Raw genomic sequence first — 25,174 nt, forward strand, 5'->3', positions numbered from 1 at the left:
CGATATCGGCCGATTTGCCCTTAACTCGCCGGGACCGTCAATCGCGCGGCCCGGCACACTTCGCCCGAAGCCGCAACGTTGTTGTCGATCGGCCACAGGCGTTGCCGCGGAGCACCGATTTTCCGTGGCACACCAAAGGCTTGCTAACCCGCAATTTTCGTGTTGCAATCACCGGTACAATCGGATTGGGCCGTTCGACTGTGCGTTTCGTGACCTTGAAGTCTAAGAATCGGAATTTGATCAGACTGCCGGAAGCCGGTTTGTGGCGTGGCACGCGCGAAGCGTGGCCGCGTCTTTTTTACGTCTAGACGAGGAGACAGGCGATGCCGAAGGGTACCGTCAAGTGGTTCAACCCGACCAAGGGTTATGGGTTCATCAAGCCGGCCGTCGGCGACAAGGACGTCTTCGTCCATATCTCGGCGGTTGAGCGTGCGGGACTCTCTACGCTCAACGAAAACCAAACGATCGAGTACGACCTGGTGGAGAACCGCGGCAAGGCATCCGCGGAAAACCTCAAGGTCTCCTAGACTCCATCACGATCCACTTAGGCAATCATGATTGCTACCCCCGGCATCACCCCGGGGGGATTTCTTTATGGCGTCAGATGTAGCGTTGCACTATTTCGCCGCGGGCGAAATCAGCGTGCCGGATAGCTTTGCGCTCTCCGCGGTCTTGCAGACATCGCCCTCCAGCCTGAGCCGGCCTGCCGCAAGCAGCCGCAGCGCTTCCGGATAGATCTGGTGCTCGATCTGGATGACGCGGGCCGCCAGCGTCTCCGGCGTATCGTCATCGGCGACCGCCACCGCGCCCTGCACCACGATCGGCCCGGCATCGGTCTCCGGGATCACGAAATGCACGGTTGCGCCCGAGATCTTCACGCCGGCCTTAAGCGCCTGGCCATGCGGATCGAGGCCGGGGAAGCACGGCAATAGCGACGGATGGATGTTGAGCATCCTGCCGTACCAGCGCTGCACGAATTCGGCCGTGAACAGCCGCATGAAGCCGCCGAGACAGATCAGCTCGACGTTCTTCTCGTCGAGCGCACGCTGCAGCATCGCCTCGAAGCCGGCGCGGTCCTTGCCGAACGGCTTGCTCTCGATGACGACGGTCGGAATGCCGCTCGCGCTGGCCTTGGCGAGGCCCGCGGCGTCGGCTCGGTTGGAGATCACCACAACGATCTCGGCCGGAAAGTCTTCCGCCTTCGCGGCCTCGATCAGCGCGACCATGTTCGATCCGCGCCCGGAAATCAGGATGGCGACTTTGCGCTTCATTGCGAAAGATCGAGATGGCCGTTGTAGACGACGCGATGATCGCCGGTCGCGTGGATCACCTCACCGAGCAGCGTCACGGTCTCGCCGCTCTCGGTGAACACCTCCATGACGCGCTCGACCGCATCCGCTTTCACGATCGCGATCATGCCGATGCCGCAGTTGAAGGTGCGCAGCAGTTCGAGCTCGGCGATGCCGCCCGCTTCCGCCAGCCATTTGAACACCGGCAGCACCGGCAGCCGGGCCAGATCGATACCGACGCCCAGATGCTTCGGCAGCACCCGCGGAATGTTGTCGGTGAAGCCGCCGCCGGTGATGTGGGCGAGCCCCTTGATCGCCCCGGTCTCACGGATCGCGCGCAGGCACGATTTGACATAGAGCTTGGTCGGCGCCAGCAGCGCGCCGCCGAGCGTCATGACCGGCGAGAACGGCGCCGGCGCGTCGAAGCTGACGCGCGACTGCTCGACGATCTTGCGCACCAGCGAAAATCCGTTGGAGTGAACGCCGGAGGAAGCAAGGCCGATCACGGCATCGCCGATGGCGATATCCGGCCGCGGCAAGAGCGTCCCGCGTTCGGCGGCGCCGACTGCAAACCCGGCAAGGTCGTAATCGCCGTCCTTGTAGAGCCCCGGCATCTCCGCGGTCTCGCCGCCGATCAGCGCGCAGCCGGATTCGCGGCAGCCCTCGGCGACACCCGCGACGATCGCGGCGGTCGCCTCCGGGTCGAGCTTGCCGCAGGCAAAATAGTCGAGGAAGAACAGCGGTTCCGCGCCCTGCACCACGAGGTCGTTGACCGACATCGCCACCAGGTCGATGCCGATCCCGTCATGCAGCCCGGTCTCGATCGCGATCTTGACCTTGGTGCCGACGCCATCGGTCGCGGCCACCAGCACCGGGTCCTTGAAGCCGGCCGCCTTCAGGTCGAACAGACCCCCGAAGCCGCCGATCTCGGCGTCCGCGCCGGCGCGCGCGGTGGCGCGGACCATCGGCTTGATCAGATCGACCAGCCGGTTGCCGGCATCGATGTCGACGCCGGAATCCGCGTAAGTGAGGCCGTTCTTGCGCTCGGTCATGCAAAATTCCAGTTGAAGACGGCTGGTTACGAGGAATTCCGCCCCCGCGCAATGGCTCGCAAGGCGGCAGGCGGTATACTATGTAGATAACAGCCGGCTCAGCCCCCAAAAGGGCCGAATCTTCCGTGAATTCAGGCCGGTAGCCGGGAAGCGACCGAGTTGAGCATACCCAATATCATCACGCTGGGCCGCATCATTCTGGTGCCGGTCATCGTCTGGGCGATCGTCTCCAGCCAGATGGAAATCGCGTTTGCGATCTTCGTGATTGCCGGCGTCAGCGACGCCGTCGACGGTTTCCTCGCCAAGCGCTTCAACATGACGAGCGAGCTCGGCGCGCTGCTCGATCCGCTGGCCGACAAGGCGCTGCTGGTGTCGATCTATGTGGCGCTCGGGATCTGGGGCGCGGTGCCGCGCTGGCTCGTCATCCTCGTGGTCTCGCGCGACATCATGATCGTAGCGGCTGTGATTGTGTCCTGGCTGTTCGACAAGCCGGTCGAGATAAAACCGCTGATGGTCTCGAAACTTAACACGGGGGCTCAGGTTGCCTTCGCAGCCCTGGTGCTGGCCTCACTCGGTTTCGGTTTCCAGCCAAGGCCTTACGATCTGATCCTGATGGGATTTGTCACCATCTTTACTTTGGTTTCCGTCTCCCTCTATCTCGTGGAGTGGGTGCGGCACATGAGCACGATCGAAGCGCGTTAGAGCGTAAAGAGCGTTTTCGCGCGAAGTGGGCACCGGTTCGCGTAAAGAAAACGCGTCAAGAGAACGGAAGTCCCGGAGAGTTTTGCGTGGCAGGTAGCGTTCACCCTCGTCAGCTTGCGTTGGCGTTGCCACATGCGGAGAGCCTGACCCGCGACGACTTCCTGGAGGGAACGGCGAATGAGGCCGGCCTTGCTCTGATCGAGAGCTGGCCCGACTGGCCGAACCGCATCATGCTGCTGGTCGGCCCCGAAGGATCAGGGAAAAGCCACCTCGCCGCGATCTGGGCCGAGCGGGCCGGCGCGCGCTCGACCGCGGCGCACGCACTGTCGGCCGAGGCCGTGCCGGCGGACCTTGCGACGGGTGCACTCGTGGTCGAAGACCTGAACCCGCACGGCTTCGACGAGCGCGCGATGTTTCACTTGCTCAATCTTGCCCGCCAGGACGAAGCCTTCGTGCTGCTGACCGCTCGCATTCCGCCCTCCGCGTTCGAGATCGAATTGCGCGACCTCCGGTCACGGCTGCGCGCGGTACCGACCGTGTCATTGTTGCCGCCAGACGATCTCTTGTTTCGCGGCCTGATCGTCAAATACTGCACGGACCGACAGATGACCGTAGACGAATCACTGGTGAGCTATCTCGCCAGCCGGATCGAGCGTTCCTACGCCGCCGCCCGCCAGGCGGTGGAGCTGCTCGACAGCGAGGCGCTGCGGCTCGGCCGGCCGGTGACGCGGGCGCTGGCAGCGGAACTGTGGCGCAACGCCTGCTCCCTGTGACTTGACGGCGCGGGCTTCCGGAACGTCAATGTCATCGAAACGTCATCCACTTATCACAGGGTTTGCGTTGGATTTGCTTAAGTGGCTCTGGGCCTGAACTCGAATGGATCGAGAACTTCATGGAATCGGCACAACCTATTGAAGTACAAGAGAAAGAACAGGTTGCTGAAGGGCTGCCGGCGATCGCAACGAGCCCCGAACGCTTCATCAACCGCGAGCTTTCCTGGCTGCATTTCAATCGCCGCGTGCTGGAAGAGGCCGTCAATCCCGGCCACCCCGCGCTCGAGCGGGTGAGATTCCTGTCGATTTCAGCCAATAACCTCGACGAGTTCTTCATGGTCCGCGTCGCCGGTATCAAGGCGCAGGTCCGTGAAGGCATTCCCGAGCGCAGCCCCGACGGGCTGACGCCATCCGAACAGCTCGTCCTGATCAACCAGACCGTCTCCAAGCTCGCCTCCGACCAGCAGGCGATCTGGAGCGACCTGCGCACGATGCTCTCGGAAGTCGGCATCCAGCTCGTCGACGGGCGAGACGCCACCAAGACGGAGCGGGCCTGGATCGAGGATCATTTCCTCCACAGCATCTTCCCGCTGCTGACACCGCTCGCGATCGATCCGGCACATCCCTTCCCGTTCATTCCCAACCTCGGCTTCACGGTGGCGCTGCAATTGTCCCGGATCTCCGACGGCAAGGCGATGAACGCGCTGATCCGCATGCCCGGCAAGATTGACCGCTTCATCCGCATCCCCAGTGAGGGCCGGCTGCGCCTGATCACATTGGAGCAGGCCACCGGCCTCTTCATCGGACGTCTGTTCCCGGGCTACACGGTCATGGGCCAGGGCGCCTTCCGCGTCATCCGCGACTCCGAAATCGAAATCGAGGAAGAAGCCGAAGACCTCGTCCGCACGTTCGAGACCGCGTTGAAGCGACGCCGGCGCGGATCGGTGATCCGGCTGGAGATCGAGGCCAAGATGCCGGAGGAGCTGCGCCTGTTCGTGCAGCACGCACTCAACGCCGCCGACGACGAGGTTTTCCTGGTCGACGGCGTGCTGGCCATGAACGAGCTGTCGCAACTCACCCGGCTCGACCGGCCCGATCTCGAATTCACCCCCTATGTGCCGCGCCATCCGGAACGGGTGCGCGACCATGGCGGCGATATCTTTGCCGCGATCCGCCAGAAGGACCTGATCGTCCACCACCCCTACGAATCCTTCGACGTCGTGGTGCAGTTCCTGCAGCAGGCCGCACGCGATCCCGAGGTCGTCGCCATCAAGCAGACGCTCTATCGCACCTCGCAGAATTCACCGATCGTGCGCGCGCTCGCGGAAGCGGCTGAGGCCGGCAAGTCGGTAACGGCGCTGATCGAGCTGAAGGCCCGCTTCGACGAGGAAGCCAACATCCGCTGGGCGCGCGACCTCGAACGCGCCGGCGTGCAGGTGGTCTACGGCTTCATCGAGCTCAAGACCCACGCCAAATTGTCGATGGTGGTGCGCCGCGAGGGCAGCAATCTTACCACTTACGTCCACACCGGCACCGGCAACTACCATCCGGTGACCGCGCGCATCTACACCGATCTCTCCTACTTCACCTGCGATCCGGTCATCGGCCGCGACGCCGCGCGCGTGTTCAACTATGTCACCGGCTATGCCGAGCCGAGCGACATCGAAAAGATGGCGGTGTCGCCGCTCACGCTGCGCAAGCGCATCATCGAGCACATCCAGGGCGAGATCGGTCACGCGCGTCATGGCCGGCCGGCCGCGATTTGGATGAAGATGAACTCGCTCGTCGACCCCGACATCATCGACGCGCTCTATGAAGCATCGCAGGCGGGAGTGCCGATCGAGCTCGTGGTGCGCGGCATCTGCTGCCTCAGGCCGGGGTTATCAGGACTTTCCGAGAACATCCGCGTCAAATCGGTGATCGGCCGCTTCCTGGAACACGGCCGAATCTATTGCTTCGGCATGGGATATGGGCTGCCCAGCGCGAAAGCGGCTGTGTATATCTCCTCTGCCGACATGATGCCGCGGAACCTCGACCGCCGTGTCGAGGTGCTCTGCCCGCTGCAAAATCCCACGGTGCATCAGCAGGTTCTCGAACAGATCATGGTCGCGAATCTGAAGGATACGGAGCAGAGCTGGCGATTGTTGCCCGATGGATCGTCAACGCGTATGAAGGCCGCGAAAGGCGAGGAGCCTTTCAACCTTCATAATTACTTCATGACGAATCCGAGTCTGTCGGGCCGTGGAAAGTCTCTCAAGGAATCTTCGCCGCGCCGTCTCACTCGCCGCAACGAGCGCTAGAGCGTTTTCGAGCGAAGTGGACACCGGTTCGCGTGAAGAAAACACGTCAAAACAACAATCTAGAGCTTCGGTTCTGATTCAATCAGAACCGAAAATGCTCTAGCCACCACAAGGGGACTTTCCGGTGAAGCGACCGCGCAAGCGCGCTACCAGCGTCGCTGTCATCGATATTGGCTCCAACTCGGTGCGTCTCGTGATCTACGAGTCGCTGTCACGTAACCTCACCACGCTGTTCAACGAGAAGGCGCTGTGCGGTCTCGGCCGCGAGGTGCAGAGCACCGGGCTTCTTGCCGAGGATGCGGTCGCAAAGGCGCTGACGGCGCTGCGGCGGTTTCGCGCACTGTGCCGGATCCAGAGGGTCGGCCGCGTCTATGCGATCGCGACGGCCGCCTGTCGCGACGCCAGGAACGGTCCTGATTTCATCGCCGAAGCCGAACGCATCTGCGGAACGCGGATCGAAATTCTATCGGGTCCACGGGAAGCCAAGCTCTCCGCCCTGGGCGTCGTCTCCGGCGTGCACAAGCCCGACGGCATCGTCGGCGATCTCGGCGGCGGCTCGGTCGAACTGATCGACGTCAAGGGCAATCGCGTCCACAGCGGCGTGACGCTGCCGCTCGGCAGCCTCGCGCTGCAGGACCTCTCGCACAAATCGCTGAAACGCGCCGAGCGCATCGTCCGCAACGAACTGTCCGAGGTTCCGCAACTTAAGGCGGGCCGCGGCCGCAATTTCTACGCGGTCGGCGGCACCTGGCGCGCGCTGGCGCGCATCCACATCATCCAGAGCGGCTATCCGCTCAAGGTGATGCACGGCTACTCGATTCCCGCCGCCGACGCGCTCGATTTCGCGCAGCGCTTGCGCCGGCTGGCGGCCGCCAATTTGCTCGCCAATATCGAGGCTGTAGCCGACGCGCGGCGGCCGCTGCTCACCTACGCCGCGCTCGTTCTTGAATACATCATCCGGGTGGCAAAGCCGAAGACGATCGTGTTCTCCACCTTCGGCGTGCGCGAAGGCCTGTTCTACGAAATGCTGCCGCCAGCCGAGCGCGCCAAGGATGGCCTGATCTGCGCAGCGCAGACCATGAACGGCCTGCTCTCGCGATCGGCACGCCACGCGGAGGAACTGATCGCCTGGACCGATCGGCTGGTGCGCGTCGTGAGGCTGCGCGAGACCGACGAGGACCGCAGGCTGCGCCATGCCGCCTGCCTGTTGTCTGATATCGGCTGGCGGGTGCATCCCGATCACCGCGGCGAGGAAACGCTCAGCCTCATCACCAACGGCAATTTCGGCTCGATCACCCATCAGGGCCGCACCTTCGTCGCGCTCTCGGTATTCTACCGCTACGCCGGCCTGAGCTTGGAGAACGAACCGCCGGAAATCGTCCAGGAGATGGTGCCGCACACGATGCTCGAACGCGCGCGCCTGCTTGGCGCCGCGTTTCGCGTCGCGCACCTGATCTCGGCGGCACGGCCCGGCGTGCTGCCGGCAACCCATTTCCGCACCGACGGACGCAAACTCATGCTGGTGTTCGAGCACCGGATGGTCGATCTCGTCGCCGACCGCGTCGGCAGCCGCTTCAAGCAACTGGCGCGTCTGGTCGGACGCACCGGTTCGATCGTACGGCGCTGAGAGCATGATGTCATTTGGTTGAATCAGCCTGGGGCCGCAAGTTCACCTCTCCCGAAGGGAGAGGTCGCGCCGAAGGCGCGGGTGAGGGGTTACGGTCCCTCGATCGAGCAAATCCCCTCACCCGGCGCTACGCGCCGACCTCTCCCTTTGGGAGAGGTGAAGAGGCAGCACCCATAGCGGATACAATTCGACTTCATCTCATCGAGCCTTAGCATCGAGCCTTTCAGGCCGCCTTGGCGGCCCGCTCGGCGTGATGCAGCGCGCGCCGGCGCCAGATCGATCCGACGACCAGCACCACGATGACGCCAAGCAGCGCCAGCGCGATCTCGCCGCCATGGCCGCCGCCGGCAAAATGCGGACCGATGCCGAGCGTGCCCAGCCAGGAATCGAGCGTGTTGCCGACCGGACCGGCAAACAGCGCATCGAGCTTCGGATCGACCGCCGGATCGGTCGCGATCACATCGCCGGCGATCCACCCGAGCAGGGCCGCGCCGGCCCAGACCAGCACCGGCAGCTTGCTGAGCAGCGCCATGATCAACGCCGCGCCCGCGACGATCAGGGGCACGCTGATCGCAAGGCCGAGCACCAGAAGCGGCACGCTGCCATTGGCAGCGGCGGCAACCGCGATCACGTTGTCGAGGCTCATGACGATGTCGGCGACGACGACGATCTGCACCGCCGCCCACAGATGCGCGGCCGCATCCACGCTGTCCTCGTCATCATGTTCGGGAACGAGCAGCTTTGCCGCGATCACGATCAGCGCCAACCCGCCGACGAGCTTGAGGTAAGGGAATTCCATCAAGGTCGCGACGATGCCGGTGAAGATGATGCGCAAAATCACCGCGGCCGCCGCGCCGAAGATCATGCCCCACAGCCGCTGGCGCGGCGCGAGCCCGCGGCAGGCCAGCGCGATTACCAATGCGTTGTCGCCCGACAACAGCACATTGATCCAGATGATCTTGCCGACGGCGACCCAGAACGTCGAGGTCGCCATCTCGCTCTTGAACTGCGTGAAGAAAGCCGCGAGATTCGCGGGATCAACGATCTGCCACAGCCAGTCCACAGCGCTTCCTTTCGGCCTTGCGGCCACCCCTCGCGACGCTCAGCCCGCCGCAACTTCGTTGTATTAGAGCGTTTTCGAGCGAAGTGGGCACCGGTTCGCGTGAAGAAAACGCGTCAAAACAAGATCTAGAGTTTCGGTTCTGATTCCATCAGAACCGAAACTCCTCCAGCGTATTAGCCGACGATCTCGTTGCCCGAGAAGAACTGCGCGATCTCGATCGCAGCCGTCTCCGGAGCATCGGATCCATGCACGGAATTCTCGCCGATCGATTTCGCATGGAGCTTGCGGATCGTGCCTTCGGCGGCCTTGGACGGGTCGGTGGCGCCCATCACGTCGCGATATTTGGCGATCGCCCCCTCGCCTTCCAGCACCTGGACCACGACCGGGCCGGAGGTCATGAACTCGACCAGCTCGCCGAAGAACGGGCGCGCCTTGTGGACGGCATAGAAGGTCTCGGCCTGCTCACGGGTCATGCGAATCCGCTTCTGGGCCACGATCCGGAGCCCGGCCTTCTCGATCAGTGCGTTGACCGCGCCGGTCAGGTTACGCTCCGTCGCGTCGGGCTTGATGATCGAGAAAGTGCGTTCAGTCGCCATAATATCGTCCTTGCAAACGCTGGTTAACGAGTTGCGGGGGCTTATATCGGCGTGATCCTGCGACGGCAAGCGACCCGGTGTCGCCCTCGCCCTTTAGTTTGGGCACGATTTGGCGATCAGGATCAGCGTCAGCCCCCGGGGCCGGCACAGCCTTAGCCGGCCCCGGATTACGACAATTTCACGAACGTGAACCCATTCTGTAGCAGCCGTCGCGCTCCCGTTCAGGCGGCGCGGCCTAAGCTCTGCATCGATCGGACGCCTTCGAAGCTTGTCCACACAGCTAAAGCGAGGGCGTCACGGGCGATATTGTCACCGCCGGCGCTTCCGACGGCGCCGAAACTCGAGGAGACGACCATGCTACGTAAATTCTCGCTTGTCGCTCTTGCCGCGGCCTCGCTCGGCGCGGCTGCGCTGGCGCCGACCTCCGCCTCGGCCTGGGACGGTTGGCACGGTGGCTGGCATCGTGGCTGGGGCTGGGGTCCGCGCGTCGTTGTCGGCGGCCCCGCCTACTACGGCGGCCCCGGTTATGGCGGCTGCTACACGCGGCGCCTGGTGCCGACCCCTTGGGGCCCTCGCTGGCGCCTCGTCAACCGCTGCTACTGACCTGACCAGAACTCCCCCAACCTGAACTCCCCCAACCTAAACTCCCCCAAGACTTGAGCGCCCCGGCGGCAACGCCGGGGCTTTTTTGCGCATGGAACCCGCTGGTCTGCTACCCACGAGCGTGGATGTGGACGCGCGACAATCGGAAACAAATTCAGCCTGTCGGACTTGACCTTGCGAGCTTTCGCTCAAGCAAGGCGAGATGGAACTCGCCGAGAGACCGATCATGAATAGCCGAAGCCACGCTGATTTTGAGCTGCTCGATCACAAGACCTGCCGGTCCATTTGCGACGCGGTCGGCGAACGGCTGCAGCAAAGCTTGCGCCCGGAATCGTCGCTGACCTCTCAGTTGCAGCATCTCTTGAACGAGCTGCGCCGGCGCGAGGAAGACGGCCTGCATTAGAGCATGATCCGAGAAGTGGAAACCGGTTTTCCGAAAAGATCATGCTCAAACGAAGGAAGGCCCCGCGGGGCCGAGTTCGAGCAACTCTGCAAAGTTGAAAAGCTGGAGCATAATTTACCGGATTGATGGGTTGCGTTTGGCGGCGGCTCCGGTGACAACGCCGCATGCTTTCCATCTCCGACATATCCGTCCGCATCGCCGGGCGGCTTCTGATCGAGAACAGCTCGGTCCAGATCATTCCCGGCGCCCGGGTCGGCTTTGTCGGCCGCAATGGGGTCGGCAAGTCGACGCTGTTTCATGCCATCCGCGGTGATCTTCCGCTCGAAGCCGGCAGCATCACGATTCCGCCGCGCTGGCGGATCGGCAGCCTCGCGCAGGAAGCGCCCAATGGTCCCGAAAGCCTGATCGAGATCGTGCTGAAGGCAGATATCGAACGCGACGCGCTGCTGCGCGAAGCCGAGACTGCGCACGATCCGCACCGGATCGCGGAAATCCAGACCCGGCTCGTCGACATCGACGCCCATTCCGCCCCTGCCCGCGCCGCCGCGATCCTCAGCGGCCTCGGCTTTTCGGCGGCTGACCAGGCGCGGTCATGCGCCGAATTTTCCGGCGGCTGGCGCATGCGGGTTGCGCTTGCCGCGACGCTGTTTGCGGCGCCCGATTTGTTGCTGCTGGACGAGCCGACCAACTATCTCGACCTCGAAGGCACGCTGTGGCTGGAGGATCATCTTGCCCACTATCCGCGTACCGTGATCGTGATCAGCCATGACCGCGACCTGCTCGACACCTCCGTGGACCAGATCCTGCATCTCGATCACCGCAGGCTGACGCTCTACAAGGGGACCTATTCCTCGTTCGAGGAGCAGCGCGCCACGCGCGAAATGCTCGATGCAAAGCACGCCAAGCGCCAGGCTGAGGAGCGCAAGCGGCTGCAGGCCTTCGTCGACCGATTCAAGGCCAAGGCTTCGAAGGCGCGGCAGGCGCAATCGCGGATGAAGATGCTGGAGCGGATGAAGCCGGTCACCGCGCTGGTGACGCAGGACGTACACGAGATCTCGTTTCCGGTGCCCGAGAAGACGCTGTCGCCGCCGATCATCGCCGTCGATGACGTCGCCGTCGGCTATGATGCGAACAAGCCGGTGCTGAACCGCGTCACGCTGCGCATCGATACCGACGACCGCATTGCGCTGTTAGGTGCCAACGGCAACGGCAAGTCGACCCTGGTGAAGCTGCTCGCGGGCCGGCTCGCGCCGTTCTCCGGCAAGATCACGCGCGCGGAAAAGCTCTCGGTCGGCTATTTCGCGCAGCATCAGGTCGACGAGCTCAATCTCGACGGTTCGCCTTACGACCACATCCGCAAGCTGATGCCGGATGCGCCGGAGAGCAAGGTACGCGCCCGCGTCGGTGCCATCGGCTTTTCCGGCAAGGCGGGGGATACGCTGGTGAAGAGCCTGTCGGGCGGCGAGAAGGCACGGCTGCTGCTCGGCCTTGCGACCTTCGCCGCGCCCAACATGATCATCCTGGACGAGCCGACCAACCATCTCGACATCGACAGCCGTGCCGCGCTCGCCGAGGCGATCAATGATTTTCCCGGCGCCGTGCTGATGGTCTCGCACGACCGCTACCTGATCGAGGCCTGCGCCGACCGGCTCTGGGTCGTCGCCAACCACACCGTGACGAGCTATGACGGCGATCTCGACGACTACCGCAGGACGATATTGTCCGCGAATGAGATACGCCCGGCTTCGCGCGAACGCAGCAAGGAGAGCACCAAGCCCGAGCGTCCGAAAAGCGAGAAGCGCATCCCTCCGAAGCAGCGGATCGCGCAAGCCGAAGCCGAGATCGAACGCATCACCGGCATCATTGCCAAGATCGACGCGGCGCTCGCGCTGCCGGACCTGTTCACACGTGATCCGAAGCAGGCAGCACAACTCGCCCAGGCACGCGCCGGCGCAGAAACCGCACTGCAGCGCGCCGAAGAAGAATGGCTGGAAGCAAGCTCGCTCTCGGATGAAGCGGCGGGTTAGCCCATGCGTCCTCATCTCGAGGAGCCGCGAAGCGGTGTCTCGAGGGATGCCACGGACCCCTCACTCTCCGTCATTCCGGGGCGCGACACTCCCTCCTCACCGTCATGGCCGGGCTTGACCCGGCCATCCACGTTCTCGAGCGCGTGGAATGACGTGGATGCCCGGGACATCTGCGCGAAGACGCGCTTCGCGCTTTTGCCTGGGATGACGACGTCGTATCGTTCGCGCGATTTTCTTTAATTCAATCAACGTGATTTGGCCCGTCCAGTCGGCTTGCGAAAAACATTCCGCTTTCGCCGCCGGGCAAATCAGTGATTTAACTCCGCGCGTCTCACCCAGATGAGGGGCGGGTCGCGATCGTCACGAACGTTGCGGTGAGATGCGGTGGACGCGGGTGTTGCGAAAGACGAACGCAACATCAGCGGACGGCGAAGTCGTGTGGTCCTGGCGCCCCGACGCTGGCGCTAAGTTTTGTTCGTTGAACACAGCGATGGTGGCAAGAAAGCCCGGTCACCAGGGAGAGCGCGAAATAAGCCGTAAACCACTGCGCAGGGAAAGCCGGAATGCTTCGGTTGAACCTGTGGTCCTACCCCCGTGCTTTTTGTTGCACGGGACCCATGGGTGCGACCGGCACCCGGCTTTCCCTGCGCCCTCTGTCTTCGAGGAGGGCGGAAAGTGATGCAAAGCTCGGGCGTGATACGCCGCGAGAGTGCGGACGCACATCCCTACTGCTGTTTGAAGCTGACGTAGGGTCCGCTGTTTGAAAATTGAATCAGAAGTCTGCAGCGACCCTGTCGGGTGGGCGTGCCCACTATCACGAGCAGAGCGTCAGATGGTCGGCACAGCGCTAGCGCGCTTTTGCCCACTATTGAAATTCGCCGACCTTACGTCGCAGCGTGCTTCTTCGCCTTCGGCTTGCCGGCCTTCGGCGGCGGCGCGGGCACGTCAATGCGCTCGATCGACGACAGGCGGCCGGAGGTGAACGTGTAGATGCCGGCGCGCGGCCCATGCGTATACGTGACGACGGCGACACGATCGCCGCGTTCATTCTTGGAGAGACCGACATTGTCGGGCGCACCGATGCCGCGGACCACATCGCACTCAGTGTGTCCCAGCGCGACTGTCCCGGTACTCTGCGGCGGTGGTGCGCCGCCGGCGCCGTCGGCGAGCGCATTGGCACTCGCAGGCCCCGCCGGCGCCATCCCGGGGCATCCGCCCTCGGCGCTGACCATGTCCTCGGCGGTGACCGGCTTGGTCGGCGACAGCGGTGGCGTCTCGATCGAAATGTTGCGGATGAACAGCCGGCCAGGCCGCGAGAACCATTCGGCATCCCTTGAGAAAATATCCGAGCCGCCGGAACAGCCGGAGATGACCGGCGCAAGCAGCAGCAGGGCCAACAGAGGTTTCCGAATAAGTGTTCCGTCTCGCACGATCGATTGGGCTCCCGTCTCTACCCTCTTGTCCCGCCGCGCTTTTTTGCGCGGAGCGATACCCCAAGCCTTACGCGCGGCGCGCGCCTTTGCCCTAAAATCTTTGTCCGACCATCCCTTTGCGGCATGACCGTGGCTTCCCGCCGACTCCGGGACACAAAGTGCAAATTATCATTAATTCCGCAACCTTCTATTGCCGGCGCTGCCAGCGGCCGCGCTCGTCGGCCTGCCAATAGGTCACCTCGAATCCGTTCGCCTTGCAGGCGGTCCAGTTCGCGCGCGCCGCCGCAACGGCCTCAGCGTCGTCGCCGTTGAACACCAGCACCAGCCGCTCATAGCTGCCGCTGTCTTCGGGCATCGCCGCATTGTCGACCAGGAAGCGCACATTGGCGCGATTCGGATTACCGTCGTCGATCGAAAGGATGATCGGCTGATCCGATGCGTCGGCGACACGCCAGGTGGCGTGCGGCAGGAAGGAATCGTCGCTGTAGGTCCATAAGTGCGCGTCGAGCGCCTCGGCGCGCTCCAGCGACGTCGATTGCACCACCACCCGCCAGCCACGCTCCAGCGATTTCTCGAGCAGCGGCGGCAGCACGCTCTCCAGCGACATGCCTTGCAGATGATAGAACAGGACCTCGGTCATCCCTGCTTATTTCTTCGCCTCGTAGTAGTCCGCGACCAGGCGGTCCAGCAGGCGAACGCCGTAGCCCGAGCCCCAGCTCTGGTTGATGTCGGTCTTCGGCGCGCCCATCGCGGTTCCCGCGATGTCGAGATGCGCCCAGGGCGTGCCGTCGACGAAGCGTTGCAGGAACTGCGCCGCGGTGATCGAGCCGCCGTGGCGGCCGCCGGTATTCTTCATGTCGGCGAACTGCGAATCGATCAGCTTGTCGTATTCGGAGCCGAGCGGCATCCGCCACACCCGCTCGCCGGTCTCCTGCCCGACCTTGATGAGCCGATCGGCCAATTCGTCATTATTGGAGAACAGGCCGGCATGCTCGGTGCCGAGCGCGACCATGATCGCTCCGGTCAGTGTCGCCAGATCGACCATGAACTTCGGCTTGAATTTCTTGGCCACATACCAGAGCACGTCGGCGAGCACGAGCCGGCCTTCGGCGTCGGTGTTGATGATCTCGATGGTCTGGCCCGACATCGACTTGACGATATCGCCGGGACGCTGGGCGTTGCCGTCGGGCATGTTCTCGACCAGGCCGATGGCGCCGACCGCGTTGACCTTGGCTTTGCGCGCGGCCAGCGCATGCATCAGCCCGACCACGCAGGCCGCGCCGCCCATGTCGCCCTTCATGTCCTCCATGCTTCCGGCCGGCTTGATCGAGATACCGCCGGTATCGAAGCAGACGCCCTTGCCGACGAATGCCACCGGCTGCTCGCTCTTCTTGCCGCCGTTCCAGCGCATGATCACCACGCGGCCGGGCCGCGCCGAGCCCTGCGCAACGCCGAGCAGCGCGCCCATGCCGAGCTTGGTCATTGCCTTGACGTCGAGCACCTCGACGTCGACGCCGATCTTGCGGAGCTGGCTGGCGCGGCGTGCGAACTCCTCGGGATAGAGCACGTTCGGCGGCTCGTTCACGAGGTCACGCGCGATGACGACGCCTTCGACAATAGAGGCGTCAGGCGCAAATGCCTTCCTGGCGGCGGCGACATCGTCGACCGCGATCGAGACATCGGCGCGCACCTGTTCGTTCTCGCCGTCCTTCTTCTTGGTCTTGTAACGATCGAATTTATAGGCCCGGAGCCGGATACCGGAGGCGATGGCGGCAGCCTGCTCCGCCTTCATCGCGCCTTCGGCCAACTCGGCGATCACGGTGACGGTATCTGTCGCCGCGTTCAGCTTACCGGCAGCGACGCCACCGAATTTGAGAAAATCCTTCTCCTTGAGCGCCGACGCCTTGCCGGTTCCGACAACGATCAGGCGTTCGACCTTGATTCCCTCCGGCGCCAGGATATCGAGAATCGCGCCGCTCTTGCCCTTGAACTGGTTGGCCGCGGCTGCCCGCTTGACCGTCTCCGCCGCCTTCCCAAGCGCCTTGTCGGTCGCCGCGCCGAACTTCAGGGCCTCATCGCAAAACACCACCGTCAGGCCCCGGACGGGCGCGGAAAACGGGACAAAGCCGACCTTTACGGCGTCGGACATCGGTAAACTCCTCCAGAATCAGGGCTGTCGCAGGCGGGAACCGGCTTGCGTGGGTAGTAAGTGGAATGTTGGTTCGCGGCCGTCCAGATCGGTCAGCCCCGGGGTTTATCAACACTATGGCCTGCCGGCCGCCGCACTGCCAAGCGCGGCGTGGCTGGAACGTCACAAAGAGGAATAATTAACCATATGGAAGAAGCGCCTTGGCTCAGCCATTTTGTTGACGGATCAAAGGGATGGTAATGAGAGGATGACGGCTGGACGGATAAGCGGCACGGCCAAAGGGGAGCCCTTCGAAGGGATTGGTCGGGAAGCCGTGCGTTTTGGCGTGCCAAGTGAGATCTTGCGGTAACGGGATGGGGTCGATTGACAGGTATATTTTCCGCACGACGCTCGCGTCGTTTGCGGTAGTCCTGATCAGCCTCACCGGCGTGATCTGGATTACCCAGGCGTTGCGCGGCATCGACCTGATGACCAGCCAGGGTCAGACCATCATCACCTTCCTCGGCATCACTGGCCTGGTGATTCCGGCACTCGTCCTGATCATCGCGCCGATCGCGCTGATGATCGCGGTCTCGCACACGCTGAACAAGCTCGCGACCGATTCCGAGATCATCGTGATGAACGCCGCGGGCTTTTCTCCATTCCGCCTGTTCCGTCCCTTCTTCTATGCCACCTGCGTGGTCGCCGCGCTGGTCGCCTTCATCGGCGCCTATCTCGCGCCCGACGGCATGCGGCGCATCAAGCAATGGGACGCCGAGATCACCGCCGACGTGCTCACCAATATCCTGCAGCCCGGCCGCTTCGCCCAGCTCGACCAGAACCTGACGATTCGGATTCGTGAACGCCTGCCGGGCGGCGTGCTCGGCGGCATCTTTGTCGACGATCGCCGCGATCCCAAGGAGCGCGTCACCATCATCGCCGACCATGGCACGGTGCTGAAGAACGAGAATGGTTCGTATCTGGTGCTGGAGGACGGCAACCTGCAGCGATTCGAAGCCGGCAAGCGCGACCCTGCCCTCGTCGCCTTCGGCCGCTACGCGTTCGACATGTCGAAATTCTCCAGCCAGCGCGACGTCACGCTGGGGATTCGCGAGCGATATCTGTGGGAATTGATCTGGCCCGCGGCTGATGATCCGACCTTTGATCAACTGTCCGGCCAGTTCCGCGCCGAATTGCACGACCGCTTCATGGCGCCGATCTATCCGTTCGCATTTGCCGCACTCACATTCGCCTTCCTGGGCGCGCCGCGCACGACGCGCCAGAGTCGCAATTTCTCGATCGGCGGTTCGGTTCTCGCGGTGCTTGGCCTGCGCATGGCTGGATTCGCCTGCTCGGTGATGGCGGTGAAATCGTCGCTTGCCGTCGGCGCACAGTACCTGATGCTGCTCGGCGGCATCGGCGTCGGGCTCTGGATGATCATCGGCGGCGTGGTGGTGGAGCCGCCCCCCGGATTGATCGAAGCCATCAACAGGTCCAATGCGCGGATCGCGCGCCTGTTCGGAAGGCCGGCCACCGCATGAGCATGGTCACCAACACGCTCGGGCGCTATTTCGCCGGCCGCTTCGTGATCTCGGCCGTCGGCGTGTTTGTCGGCATCTTCGTGCTGCTCGTCCTGGTCGACTACATCGAGATGGTGCGCAAGACCTCCGGGCTGGTCACGGCCTCCGCGATCACGGTCGCCGAGACCTCGCTGTTCCGCGTCCCGCAGCTACTCGAGAAGCTGATGCCGTTCTGCGTGCTGATCGGGGCCATGACCTGCTACCTCGCGCTGTCGCGCCGGCTCGAGCTCGTGGTCGCGCGCGCCGCCGGCGTTTCGGCCTGGCAGTTCATCTCGCCTGCGCTGGCGAGCGCGATCGTGCTGGGGATCGGGGCGACCACCGCTTACAATCCGATGTCGGCAAACCTGCGCGAGCTCTCCAAGCAGATGGAAGCTGAGCTGTTCGGCTCGGCGCCCGGCGGCGGCATCCAGGACGCCTCCGGCTTCTGGCTCAACCAGGTCAACAGCGAGGGCCAGTCGATCATCAACGCCGCCCGCAGCGAGCAGCAGGGCGTGCGCCTGACCGGGCTGACCGTATTCCGCTTCGACACCAGCCTGCAGTTCAAGGAGCGAATCGAAGCCCGCGAAGCCTCCCTCGACGAGGGCCGCTGGGTGTTCAAAGGAGTACGTCGATACTCCCTCGACAAGCCCCCGATCGATCAGGACAGCTTCTACCTGGCCACGACGCTGACCCCGGCCCAGGTCCGCAACAGCTTTTCCACCCCGGAAACTGTGTCGTTTTGGCAACTACCGAACTACATCCGCTCGTCGGAGAGCTCGGGCTTTGCAACCGCGGGCTACCGGCTGCAGTACCACAAGCTCATTGCACAGCCGTTTTTGCTGGCTGCGATGGTGCTTTTGGCCGCTTCGGTCAGCTTGCGCTTCTTCCGGTTCGGCGGCGTGCAAAAGATGGTTTTGAGTGGCGTGGGTGCGGGCTTTCTGCTCTACGTGCTTTCGAAAGTAACTGAAGATTTGAGCAAGGCTGAGTTGATGCATCCCATCGCTGCGGCGTGGTTGCCCGTGTGCGTGGGCGGCCTCACCGGTTTCTTGGCCTTGCTATATCAGGAGGACGGGTAGTGGCCGTTGTCGCCGCCCGCCAGTTGGAGTCGCCTGCGTTCAGGCGGCGCAGTACCGTGCGCCGTCAGCGGACTCGCTTGGCCGGCTTCCTACTAACCTTGACCGTTGGATTCATCCTTACGGGGACGATCGGCGTTGACCTGACGACGCCCGCCGCCGCGCAGAGCTTCACCTACAATCCTCGGCCGCCGAAACCGACTCCGGCCCCGCCCCGGAATGACGGGCAGATGCTCGTGCAGGCGACCGAAGTCGATTACGACTACAACAATCAGCGCGTCTCCGCGGTCGGCAACGTGCAGATGTTCTACAACGGCACCAGCGTCGAGGCCGACAAGGTCATCTACGACCAGAAGACCAAGCGCCTCCATGCCGAGGGCAACATCCGCTTCACGGATGCCCAGGGCAAGATCACCTACGCCAACATCATGGATCTCAGCGACGACTACCGGGATGGTTTCGTCGATTCGCTGCGCGTCGACACCGAGGATCAGACGCGCATGGCGGCGACCCGTGCCGACCGGTCCGCTGGCAACTACACGGTGTTCGAGAACGGGGTCTATACGGCCTGCGCGCCGTGTAAGGACGACCCGAAGAAGCCGCCGCTATGGCAGGTCAAAGGCGCCCGCATCATCCATAACCAGACCGAGAAGATGCTCTATTTCGAGAACGCCCAGCTCGAGTTCTTCGGCGTTCCGATGGCGTACATGCCCTATTTCTCGACGCCCGACCCGACCGTGAAGCGCAAGAGCGGCTTCCTGATGCCGAATCCCAGCCAGGCATCGACCTATGGCTACGCCGTCGAGATCCCCTATTATTTCGCGCTCGCCCCAGACTATGACGCGACCTTCAACCCGCGCTTTACGACGCGCCAGGGCGTCCTGCTCCAGGGTGAATTCCGCCAGCGCCTGCTGGACGGCTCCTACTCGATCCGCGCCTATGGCATCGACCAGCTCGACCGCGGCGCCTTCGCCGGCCAGCCGGGCGACCGCCAGTTCCGAGGCGGCATCGATACCCACGGCCAGTTCGCGATCAACGACAAGTGGGTCTGGGGCTGGGACGGCGTGCTCCTGTCCGACTACTACTTCTTCCAGGACTATCGGCTTGCCCAGTACCGGGACCCATTTGCGGCGTTCCTGAGCCTGCCGACAGAAGCGATCTCGCAGCTCTACTTGACCGGCGTCGGCAATCGCAGCTTCTTCGATGCGCGCACGATCTATTACCTGAGCTACTCCGGCAACCAGAGCCAGGTGCCGGTGGTCCATCCGGTGATCGACTATAACAATGTGATCAACAGCCCGATCTTCGGCGGCGAGTTCAGCTACAAGGTGAACTTCACCAGCCTGACGCGGGACCAGGCGGTCTTCGACCCGATCACGACGCTCGCCAACACCGCCGGCCTGTGCACCACGGCATCCGCCGATCCCCTGGCCCGGATGCCGTCGCAATGCCTGTTGCGCGGCTTCCCCGGCACCTACACGCGCCTGACGGCCGAAGCTCAATGGCGGCGATCATACACCGACCCGTTCGGCCAGATATGGACGCCGTTCGCGATCGTTCGCGCCGACGCGATCGATTCTTCAGTCTCGAATCAGCCCGGTGTTTCGAACTTCCTTCCCGTCGGCGAGACGCAGGCGCTGCGCCTGATGCCGACCGTCGGCCTCGAATATCGCTACCCGTTCATCAATGTGCAGCCGTGGGGCACCACCACGCTCGAGCCGATCGCGCAGGTCATCATCCGCCCGAACGAGACCTATGCCGGCAAGCTGCCTAACGAGGACGCACAGAGCCTCGTGTTCGACACCAGCAACCTGTTCTCGGTCGACAAGTTCTCCGGCTATGACCGTGTCGAGGGCGGCGGCCGTGCCAACGTCGGCGTGCAGGCGACCACCCAGTTCGATCGGGGCGGTGCCGTGAAGGTGCTGTTCGGACAGTCCTACCAGTTGTTCGGCCTGAACTCGTTCGCGGTCGCCGATGCGACCAATACCGGCCTCGATTCGGGCCTGCAGCATGCCGCATCCGACTATGTCGGCAGCGTCAGCTATTCGCCCAACCGGACCTACACGTTCAGCGTCCGATCGCGAATGGACGAGGCTACCTGGAACATCAACCGCTTCGAGGCCGAGGGACGCGCGAACTTCGACCGTTGGTCGGTCAGCCTGCTCTACGGCAACTACGCGGCCCAACCGGAACTCGGCTATCTCACCCGTCGCGAAGGCATCCTGACCACCGCCTCGGTCAAGGTCGCCTCGAACTGGGTGGTATCCGGCTCTGCGCGTTGGGACCTTGAAGCGAACAAGATCAATCAGTACGTCGTCGGCGCTGGCTATGTGGACGACTGCTTCGTGCTGGCAGCGAACTATGTCACGTCATACACCTACTCCACCCCCTCGACGCCGCCAGTCCTCAGCCACTCGTTCATGTTCCAAATCGGGCTGCGGACGATCGCGACCACGACGACGACGGCGGGCGGCGCGAACGGCGGCTTTCAGTAGAGCGTGATCCGCACCGCCGAAATTCGGTGCGGATAGGTTGATATGGCTGATATGACCACATCGCTGAGATGACCATGACGACGTTACCCCTTCGCCTTTCGACCCTGGCTCCCGCGATCGCGCTCGCGCTGATGCTCTGCGGCACTTCGCCGCTGAAAGCGCAGACCGTGGCCGTCATGGTCAACGGCGAGCCGATCACCAACTACGACATCGAGCAGCGCACCAAGCTGAACTTCCTGACCACCCACAAGCAGCAGAACCGGCAGGAAGTGATCGAGGAACTGATCGACGAAAAGGTGAAGATCAAGGAAGCCAAGAAATTCGGCGTCGACCCCTCCTCCTCCGACATCGAGCAATCCTATTCCGCGATGAGCGCGCGGATGCGGATCTCGCCGGAGCAACTGACGAAGTCGCTGGAGAGCCAGGGCATTCGCGCCGATACGCTCAAGTCCCGCATCAGGGCCGACATGGTTTGGACCAGCCTCGTGCGTGGCCGCTACAAGGAAAGCCTCCAGGTCGGCGAGAAGGATGTCGCGGCCGCCGCGCAGGAAGGCGGCGAAAAGACCGAGATCGAAGCTTTCGAATACAAGATGCAGCCGATCGTGCTGATCGTGCCGCGCGGCTCCACGCCGGCATTGGTCGAAGCGCGCAAGAAGGAAGCCGAGGGGCTGCGCGAGCGCATCACGAGTTGCGACGAAGCCAATTCCTATTTCAAGACCATACCCAACGCGGCGATCCGCGACACCGTGACCAAGACCACGGCCGACATCCCGCCGAGCATTCGCGAGGTGCTCGACAAGACGCCGATCGGCCATCTGACCCCGCCGGAGATCACCAAGCAGGGCGTGGAGATGGTCGTGCTGTGCGGCCGCAAGACGACGATGATCGACTCGCCGAAGAAGAGGGAAATCCGCGAGAAGATGTACGCCCAGAAATATGAGGCGAAATCGAAATCCTATCTGCAGGAAGTCCGCAAAGCGGCCATGATCGAATATCGCTGATGATGTCGAAGCCCCTTGCGCTGACATCCGGCGAACCCGCAGGTATCGGCCCCGACATTGCGCTTGCCGCGTGGTTGCGGCGTGATGAACTGAAGCTTCCGCCGTTTTACCTGCTCGGCGACCGCGATTTCCTCGCTGAGCGCGTGCACCGTCTTGGCCTTGCGGTCGAGCTTGCCGATGCTTCCCCCGAAGAGGCGCTCGGCACGTTCGCGAGAGCCTTGCCCGTCGTTCCGGCCGGCAAGCCGGCGACGGCGCGGCCCGGCACGCCGGATGCGACCAGCGCGGATGCAGCGCTATCCTCGATCCGGCGCGCGGTCGCTGACGTCATGGCCGGCAAGGCCGCCGCTGTCGTCACCAACCCGATCGCCAAGAACGTGCTCTATCGCGCCGGCTTCGGTCACCCCGGCCATACCGAATTCCTGGCCGAACTCGCGGCCAAGAACGGGGTCGCGCCGCAGCCCGTAATGATGCTGTGGTCGCCCGAACTCGCCGTGGTGCCCGTGACGATCCACCTTTCGCTGCGCGAAGCGCTTGCATTGCTCACGACTGACTTGATCGTCTCGACGGCCCGCATCGTGGTGGCCGACATGAAGGCGCGCTTCGGGCTTGCCCGCCCGCGCCTGGCAATTTCGGGTCTCAATCCGCACGCCGGCGAAGACGGTACGCTCGGCACCGAAGATATCGAGATCGTGGCGCCGGCTGTCGAGATCCTGCGCAGCGAAGGTGTCGACGTCCGCGGACCGCTGCCGGCGGACACGCTGTTCCACAAGGCGGCGCGCGCCACCTATGACTGCGCAATCTGCATGTATCACGATCAGGCGCTGATCCCGATCAAGACCATCGCGTTCGATGACGCGGTCAATGTCACGCTGGGCCTGCCGTTCGTCCGGACGTCGCCGGATCACGGCACGGCGTTCGACATCGCCGGCACCGGCCGCGCCAATCCGTCGAGCCTGATCGCGGCGCTGCGCCTGGCCGCAAGGATGGCCGCGACGAAGCCTGAATGAGCGCGATCGACGATCTGCCGCCGCTGCGCGACATCATTCGCGAACACTCCTTGTCGGCGCGCAAGTCGCTGGGCCAGAATTTTCTGCTCGATCTCAACCTCACCGCGCGGATCGCGCGCGCCGCGGGTCCGCTCGAGGACTCAACCGTGATCGAGGTCGGTCCCGGCCCAGGCGGATTGACCCGGGCGCTGCTCGCGCTCGGCGCAAAACGCGTGATTGCCATCGAGCGCGACGAACGGGCGCTGGCTGCGCTCGAGTACATCGTGAAGCGATACCCGGGACGGCTGGAGATCGTGCATGCCGACGCGCAGCATTTCGATCCCCGCCCCCTGCTCGATGGCGGCAAGGCAAAGATCGTTGCCAACCTGCCCTACAACATCGCGACCCAGCTTCTGGTCGATTGGCTGTCGATCGAACCCTGGCCGCCCTGGTACGACATGATGGTGCTGATGTTCCAGCGCGAGGTCGCCGAGCGGATCGTCGCGCAGGAGAACGGCGAGGCCTATGGCCGGCTTGCCGTGCTCGCCAACTGGCGCACCGAGACAAAGATCCTGTTCGACATTTCGCCGTCGGCCTTCGTGCCGCAGCCGAAGGTCACCTCGTCGCTGGTGCGATTGATACCACGCGCCGCACCCGAGCCTTGCGACCGACGCGCGCTGGAACAGGTGGCGGCCGCGGCCTTCGGCCAGCGCCGCAAGATGCTACGCCAGAGCCTGAAGTCACTTTCGGTCGATCCGGCTCGGCTCGCCGCCGCAGCACATGTCGATACCACCCGCCGCGCAGAAACTATTCCCATCTCCGGCTTTGTTGCCATGGCTCGTGAATTGGCCAATATACGAAACACAACATCAAACATTGCCTAAGGAGCGAACGCCATGGCGCAAATGGTACGCCAGTCCCTCGTCAAATTTGATGCGCCGTTGTGCGAGACCATCGCCGAGACGCCGAAGCCGCAAGGACGCGAAGTCCTGGTCCGCATCGAGCGTTGCGGGCTCTGCCATTCCGACCTGCACATCCAGGATGGTTACGCTGATCTCGGCGGCGGCAAGAAGCTCGACACCACGCGCGGCATGACCCTGCCCTTCACGCTCGGCCACGAAATCGCAGGTGTCGTCGCGGAAGTCGGCCCCGATGTTCCGACTGACCTGATCGGCAAGAAGAAGGCTGTGTTTCCGTGGATCGGCTGTGGCCAGTGCCGCGACTGCCTGAACGGCGATGAGAACCTCTGCGTCAAGCAGCGTTTCCTGGGCGTGTCCATCGACGGCGGCTTCGCCAGCCATGTCCTGGTGCCCGATGCAAAGTACCTGCTCGACTACGATCCGCTGCCGGTCAATCAGGCGGCGACGCTGATGTGCTCGGGCGTCACGGCCTACGGCGCGCTGAAACGATTGGTGGATCGCCCACGGCAGCGCAACCTGCTGCTGATCGGCCTCGGCGGCGTCGGCATGATGGGACTTTCCTTCGCACAGGCGATGTTCAAGCAACCGATCTCGGTCGCCGATCTCAGCCCAGCCGCGCGCGAGACGGCGCTACAGAACGGCGCAGCGGTCGCCTACGACCCGGCCGAGCCGGACATCGTCAAGCGCATCCTGAAAGAGACTGAAGGCGGCTTTGACGAAGTGGTCGATTTCGCCGGCAACGAGAAGTCCATGGCGTTCGCAGTCTCCGCGCTGGCGCGCGGCGGCAAGATCGTGGTCTCCGGCCTGATGGGCGGCACTTTCAGCCTGCCGATGGTGCAATGGGTCTACAAGCGCATGACCATCGAGGGCTTCATGGTAGGGACGCTGGCCGAGGCTCAGGAATTGATGGCGCTGGCGCGTGCCGGCAAGATCAAGCCGACGCCGATGCGGGAAGAACCGATGGCCGACGTCCAGAAGTGGATCGACCAGTTGCGCGCCGGCAAGGTCGTCGGACGCATCGTTCTGAAGAATTAGTTCACCGGGCGAGGACGGCAGCGTCGATCCGATCGGCGCAGCCAACGGCATCACCGTGATCAGCAGTGGCCGTATTTCAAACCATTCCGGCTCGGGAAGTTTTCGGCAC

General features: G+C 63.5%; 22 protein-coding genes. 15 read left to right on the plus strand and 7 right to left on the minus strand.

The window, feature by feature from the left end; translation table 11 throughout:
- Window positions 1-323 precede the first annotated feature (323 nt).
- Window positions 324-527, plus strand: a complete 204-nt coding sequence (locus AC5ZG1_RS13355; protein ID WP_028165888.1) for a cold-shock protein — start codon at window positions 324-326, stop codon at window positions 525-527.
- Between the two features lie 90 nt (window positions 528-617).
- Here AC5ZG1_RS13355 and purN read toward each other — a convergent pair whose 3' ends face one another.
- Window positions 618-1,271, minus strand: a complete 654-nt coding sequence (gene purN / locus AC5ZG1_RS13360) for a phosphoribosylglycinamide formyltransferase (protein WP_028165889.1) — start codon at window positions 1,269-1,271, stop codon at window positions 618-620.
- The gene (gene purM, locus AC5ZG1_RS13365) at window positions 1,268-2,341 is read right to left on the minus strand and encodes a phosphoribosylformylglycinamidine cyclo-ligase (RefSeq protein ID WP_028165890.1); all 1,074 of its coding nucleotides are present in this window, start codon (window positions 2,339-2,341) and stop codon (window positions 1,268-1,270) included. Before purM ends, purN begins: the two co-directional genes overlap by 4 nt.
- 159 nt (window positions 2,342-2,500) lie before the next feature.
- On the opposite strand from purM, the gene AC5ZG1_RS13370 reads away from it, so the two are divergent.
- The 4 genes from AC5ZG1_RS13370 (at window position 2,501) to ppx (ending at window position 7,743) form a co-directional block, all read left to right on the plus strand.
- Window positions 2,501-3,043 (plus strand): CDP-alcohol phosphatidyltransferase family protein, encoded by a 543-nt coding sequence (locus tag AC5ZG1_RS13370; RefSeq protein ID WP_028165891.1) that lies wholly within the window; start codon window positions 2,501-2,503, stop codon window positions 3,041-3,043.
- A gap of 86 nt (window positions 3,044-3,129) precedes the next feature.
- Window positions 3,130-3,816 (plus strand): P-loop NTPase family protein, encoded by a 687-nt coding sequence (locus AC5ZG1_RS13375; RefSeq protein WP_496133137.1) that lies wholly within the window; start codon window positions 3,130-3,132, stop codon window positions 3,814-3,816.
- 119 nt (window positions 3,817-3,935) lie between these two features.
- Window positions 3,936-6,116 carry an RNA degradosome polyphosphate kinase gene (locus AC5ZG1_RS13380; protein WP_130228047.1) on the plus strand — a complete coding sequence of 727 codons (2,181 nt, stop codon included), beginning with the start codon at window positions 3,936-3,938 and terminating at the stop codon, window positions 6,114-6,116.
- Window positions 6,117-6,240: 124 nt separating this feature from the next.
- On the plus strand, window positions 6,241-7,743 hold the full coding sequence (gene ppx / locus AC5ZG1_RS13385; RefSeq protein ID WP_208826966.1) for an exopolyphosphatase: 1,503 nt from the start codon (window positions 6,241-6,243) through the stop codon (window positions 7,741-7,743).
- Window positions 7,744-7,966: 223 nt separating this feature from the next.
- Here ppx and AC5ZG1_RS13390 read toward each other — a convergent pair whose 3' ends face one another.
- Both AC5ZG1_RS13390 and ndk read right to left on the minus strand, forming a co-directional pair.
- Window positions 7,967-8,806, minus strand: coding sequence for a TerC family protein (locus tag AC5ZG1_RS13390; RefSeq protein WP_130228045.1), 840 nt, complete (start codon window positions 8,804-8,806; stop codon window positions 7,967-7,969).
- Between the two features lie 173 nt (window positions 8,807-8,979).
- Window positions 8,980-9,402: a nucleoside-diphosphate kinase gene (ndk, locus tag AC5ZG1_RS13395; RefSeq protein ID WP_028165896.1), complete on the minus strand. Its 423-nt coding sequence runs from the start codon at window positions 9,400-9,402 to the stop codon at window positions 8,980-8,982.
- A 354-nt stretch (window positions 9,403-9,756) separates the two neighbouring features.
- Between ndk and AC5ZG1_RS13400 the strand changes: the two genes are divergently transcribed.
- From AC5ZG1_RS13400 to AC5ZG1_RS13410, 3 genes are all read left to right on the plus strand, one after another.
- Window positions 9,757-10,005: a hypothetical protein gene (locus tag AC5ZG1_RS13400; RefSeq protein ID WP_028165897.1), complete on the plus strand. Its 249-nt coding sequence runs from the start codon at window positions 9,757-9,759 to the stop codon at window positions 10,003-10,005.
- Window positions 10,006-10,207: 202 nt separating this feature from the next.
- The gene (locus AC5ZG1_RS13405) at window positions 10,208-10,408 is read left to right on the plus strand and encodes a hypothetical protein (protein WP_130228044.1); all 201 of its coding nucleotides are present in this window, start codon (window positions 10,208-10,210) and stop codon (window positions 10,406-10,408) included.
- A 164-nt stretch (window positions 10,409-10,572) separates the two neighbouring features.
- Window positions 10,573-12,435, plus strand: coding sequence for an ABC-F family ATP-binding cassette domain-containing protein (locus AC5ZG1_RS13410; protein ID WP_130228043.1), 1,863 nt, complete (start codon window positions 10,573-10,575; stop codon window positions 12,433-12,435).
- A gap of 884 nt (window positions 12,436-13,319) precedes the next feature.
- On the opposite strand, the gene AC5ZG1_RS13415 is transcribed toward AC5ZG1_RS13410, so the two are convergent.
- The 3 genes from AC5ZG1_RS13415 to AC5ZG1_RS13425 all read right to left on the minus strand — a co-directional run bounded on the left by AC5ZG1_RS13415 (window position 13,320) and on the right by AC5ZG1_RS13425 (window position 16,017).
- Entirely contained in the window at window positions 13,320-13,832 is a 513-nt protein-coding gene (locus AC5ZG1_RS13415; RefSeq protein ID WP_496133138.1) for a hypothetical protein, read from the minus strand.
- A gap of 223 nt (window positions 13,833-14,055) precedes the next feature.
- On the minus strand, window positions 14,056-14,508 hold the full coding sequence (locus tag AC5ZG1_RS13420; protein ID WP_496133139.1) for a DNA polymerase III subunit chi: 453 nt from the start codon (window positions 14,506-14,508) through the stop codon (window positions 14,056-14,058).
- Between the two features lie 6 nt (window positions 14,509-14,514).
- Complete coding sequence (locus tag AC5ZG1_RS13425; RefSeq protein WP_496133140.1) at window positions 14,515-16,017, minus strand: leucyl aminopeptidase; 1,503 nt, start codon at window positions 16,015-16,017, stop codon at window positions 14,515-14,517.
- 353 nt (window positions 16,018-16,370) lie between these two features.
- On the opposite strand from AC5ZG1_RS13425, the gene lptF reads away from it, so the two are divergent.
- From lptF to AC5ZG1_RS13460, 7 genes are all read left to right on the plus strand, one after another.
- Window positions 16,371-17,537: an LPS export ABC transporter permease LptF gene (gene lptF / locus AC5ZG1_RS13430; protein WP_028165902.1), complete on the plus strand. Its 1,167-nt coding sequence runs from the start codon at window positions 16,371-16,373 to the stop codon at window positions 17,535-17,537.
- Window positions 17,534-18,631, plus strand: coding sequence for an LPS export ABC transporter permease LptG (gene lptG / locus AC5ZG1_RS13435; protein WP_028165903.1), 1,098 nt, complete (start codon window positions 17,534-17,536; stop codon window positions 18,629-18,631). Before lptF ends, lptG begins: the two co-directional genes overlap by 4 nt.
- A 98-nt stretch (window positions 18,632-18,729) precedes the next feature.
- A complete protein-coding gene (locus AC5ZG1_RS13440; RefSeq protein ID WP_474419420.1) occupies window positions 18,730-21,123 on the plus strand; it encodes an LPS-assembly protein LptD in 2,394 nt (797 codons plus the stop codon).
- A 68-nt stretch (window positions 21,124-21,191) separates the two neighbouring features.
- Entirely contained in the window at window positions 21,192-22,124 is a 933-nt protein-coding gene (locus AC5ZG1_RS13445; protein ID WP_028165905.1) for a SurA N-terminal domain-containing protein, read from the plus strand.
- A 2-nt stretch (window positions 22,125-22,126) separates the two neighbouring features.
- A complete protein-coding gene (pdxA, locus tag AC5ZG1_RS13450) occupies window positions 22,127-23,131 on the plus strand; it encodes a 4-hydroxythreonine-4-phosphate dehydrogenase PdxA (protein ID WP_496133168.1) in 1,005 nt (334 codons plus the stop codon).
- The gene (gene rsmA / locus AC5ZG1_RS13455; protein ID WP_496133141.1) at window positions 23,128-23,994 is read left to right on the plus strand and encodes a 16S rRNA (adenine(1518)-N(6)/adenine(1519)-N(6))-dimethyltransferase RsmA; all 867 of its coding nucleotides are present in this window, start codon (window positions 23,128-23,130) and stop codon (window positions 23,992-23,994) included. The genes pdxA and rsmA overlap by 4 nt, the downstream gene beginning before the upstream one ends.
- A 12-nt stretch (window positions 23,995-24,006) precedes the next feature.
- Complete coding sequence (locus AC5ZG1_RS13460; protein ID WP_456645254.1) at window positions 24,007-25,065, plus strand: alcohol dehydrogenase; 1,059 nt, start codon at window positions 24,007-24,009, stop codon at window positions 25,063-25,065.
- Window positions 25,066-25,174: the final 109 nt, after the last annotated feature.

It is taken from the genome of Bradyrhizobium sp. Leo78 (genome assembly GCF_059512425.1).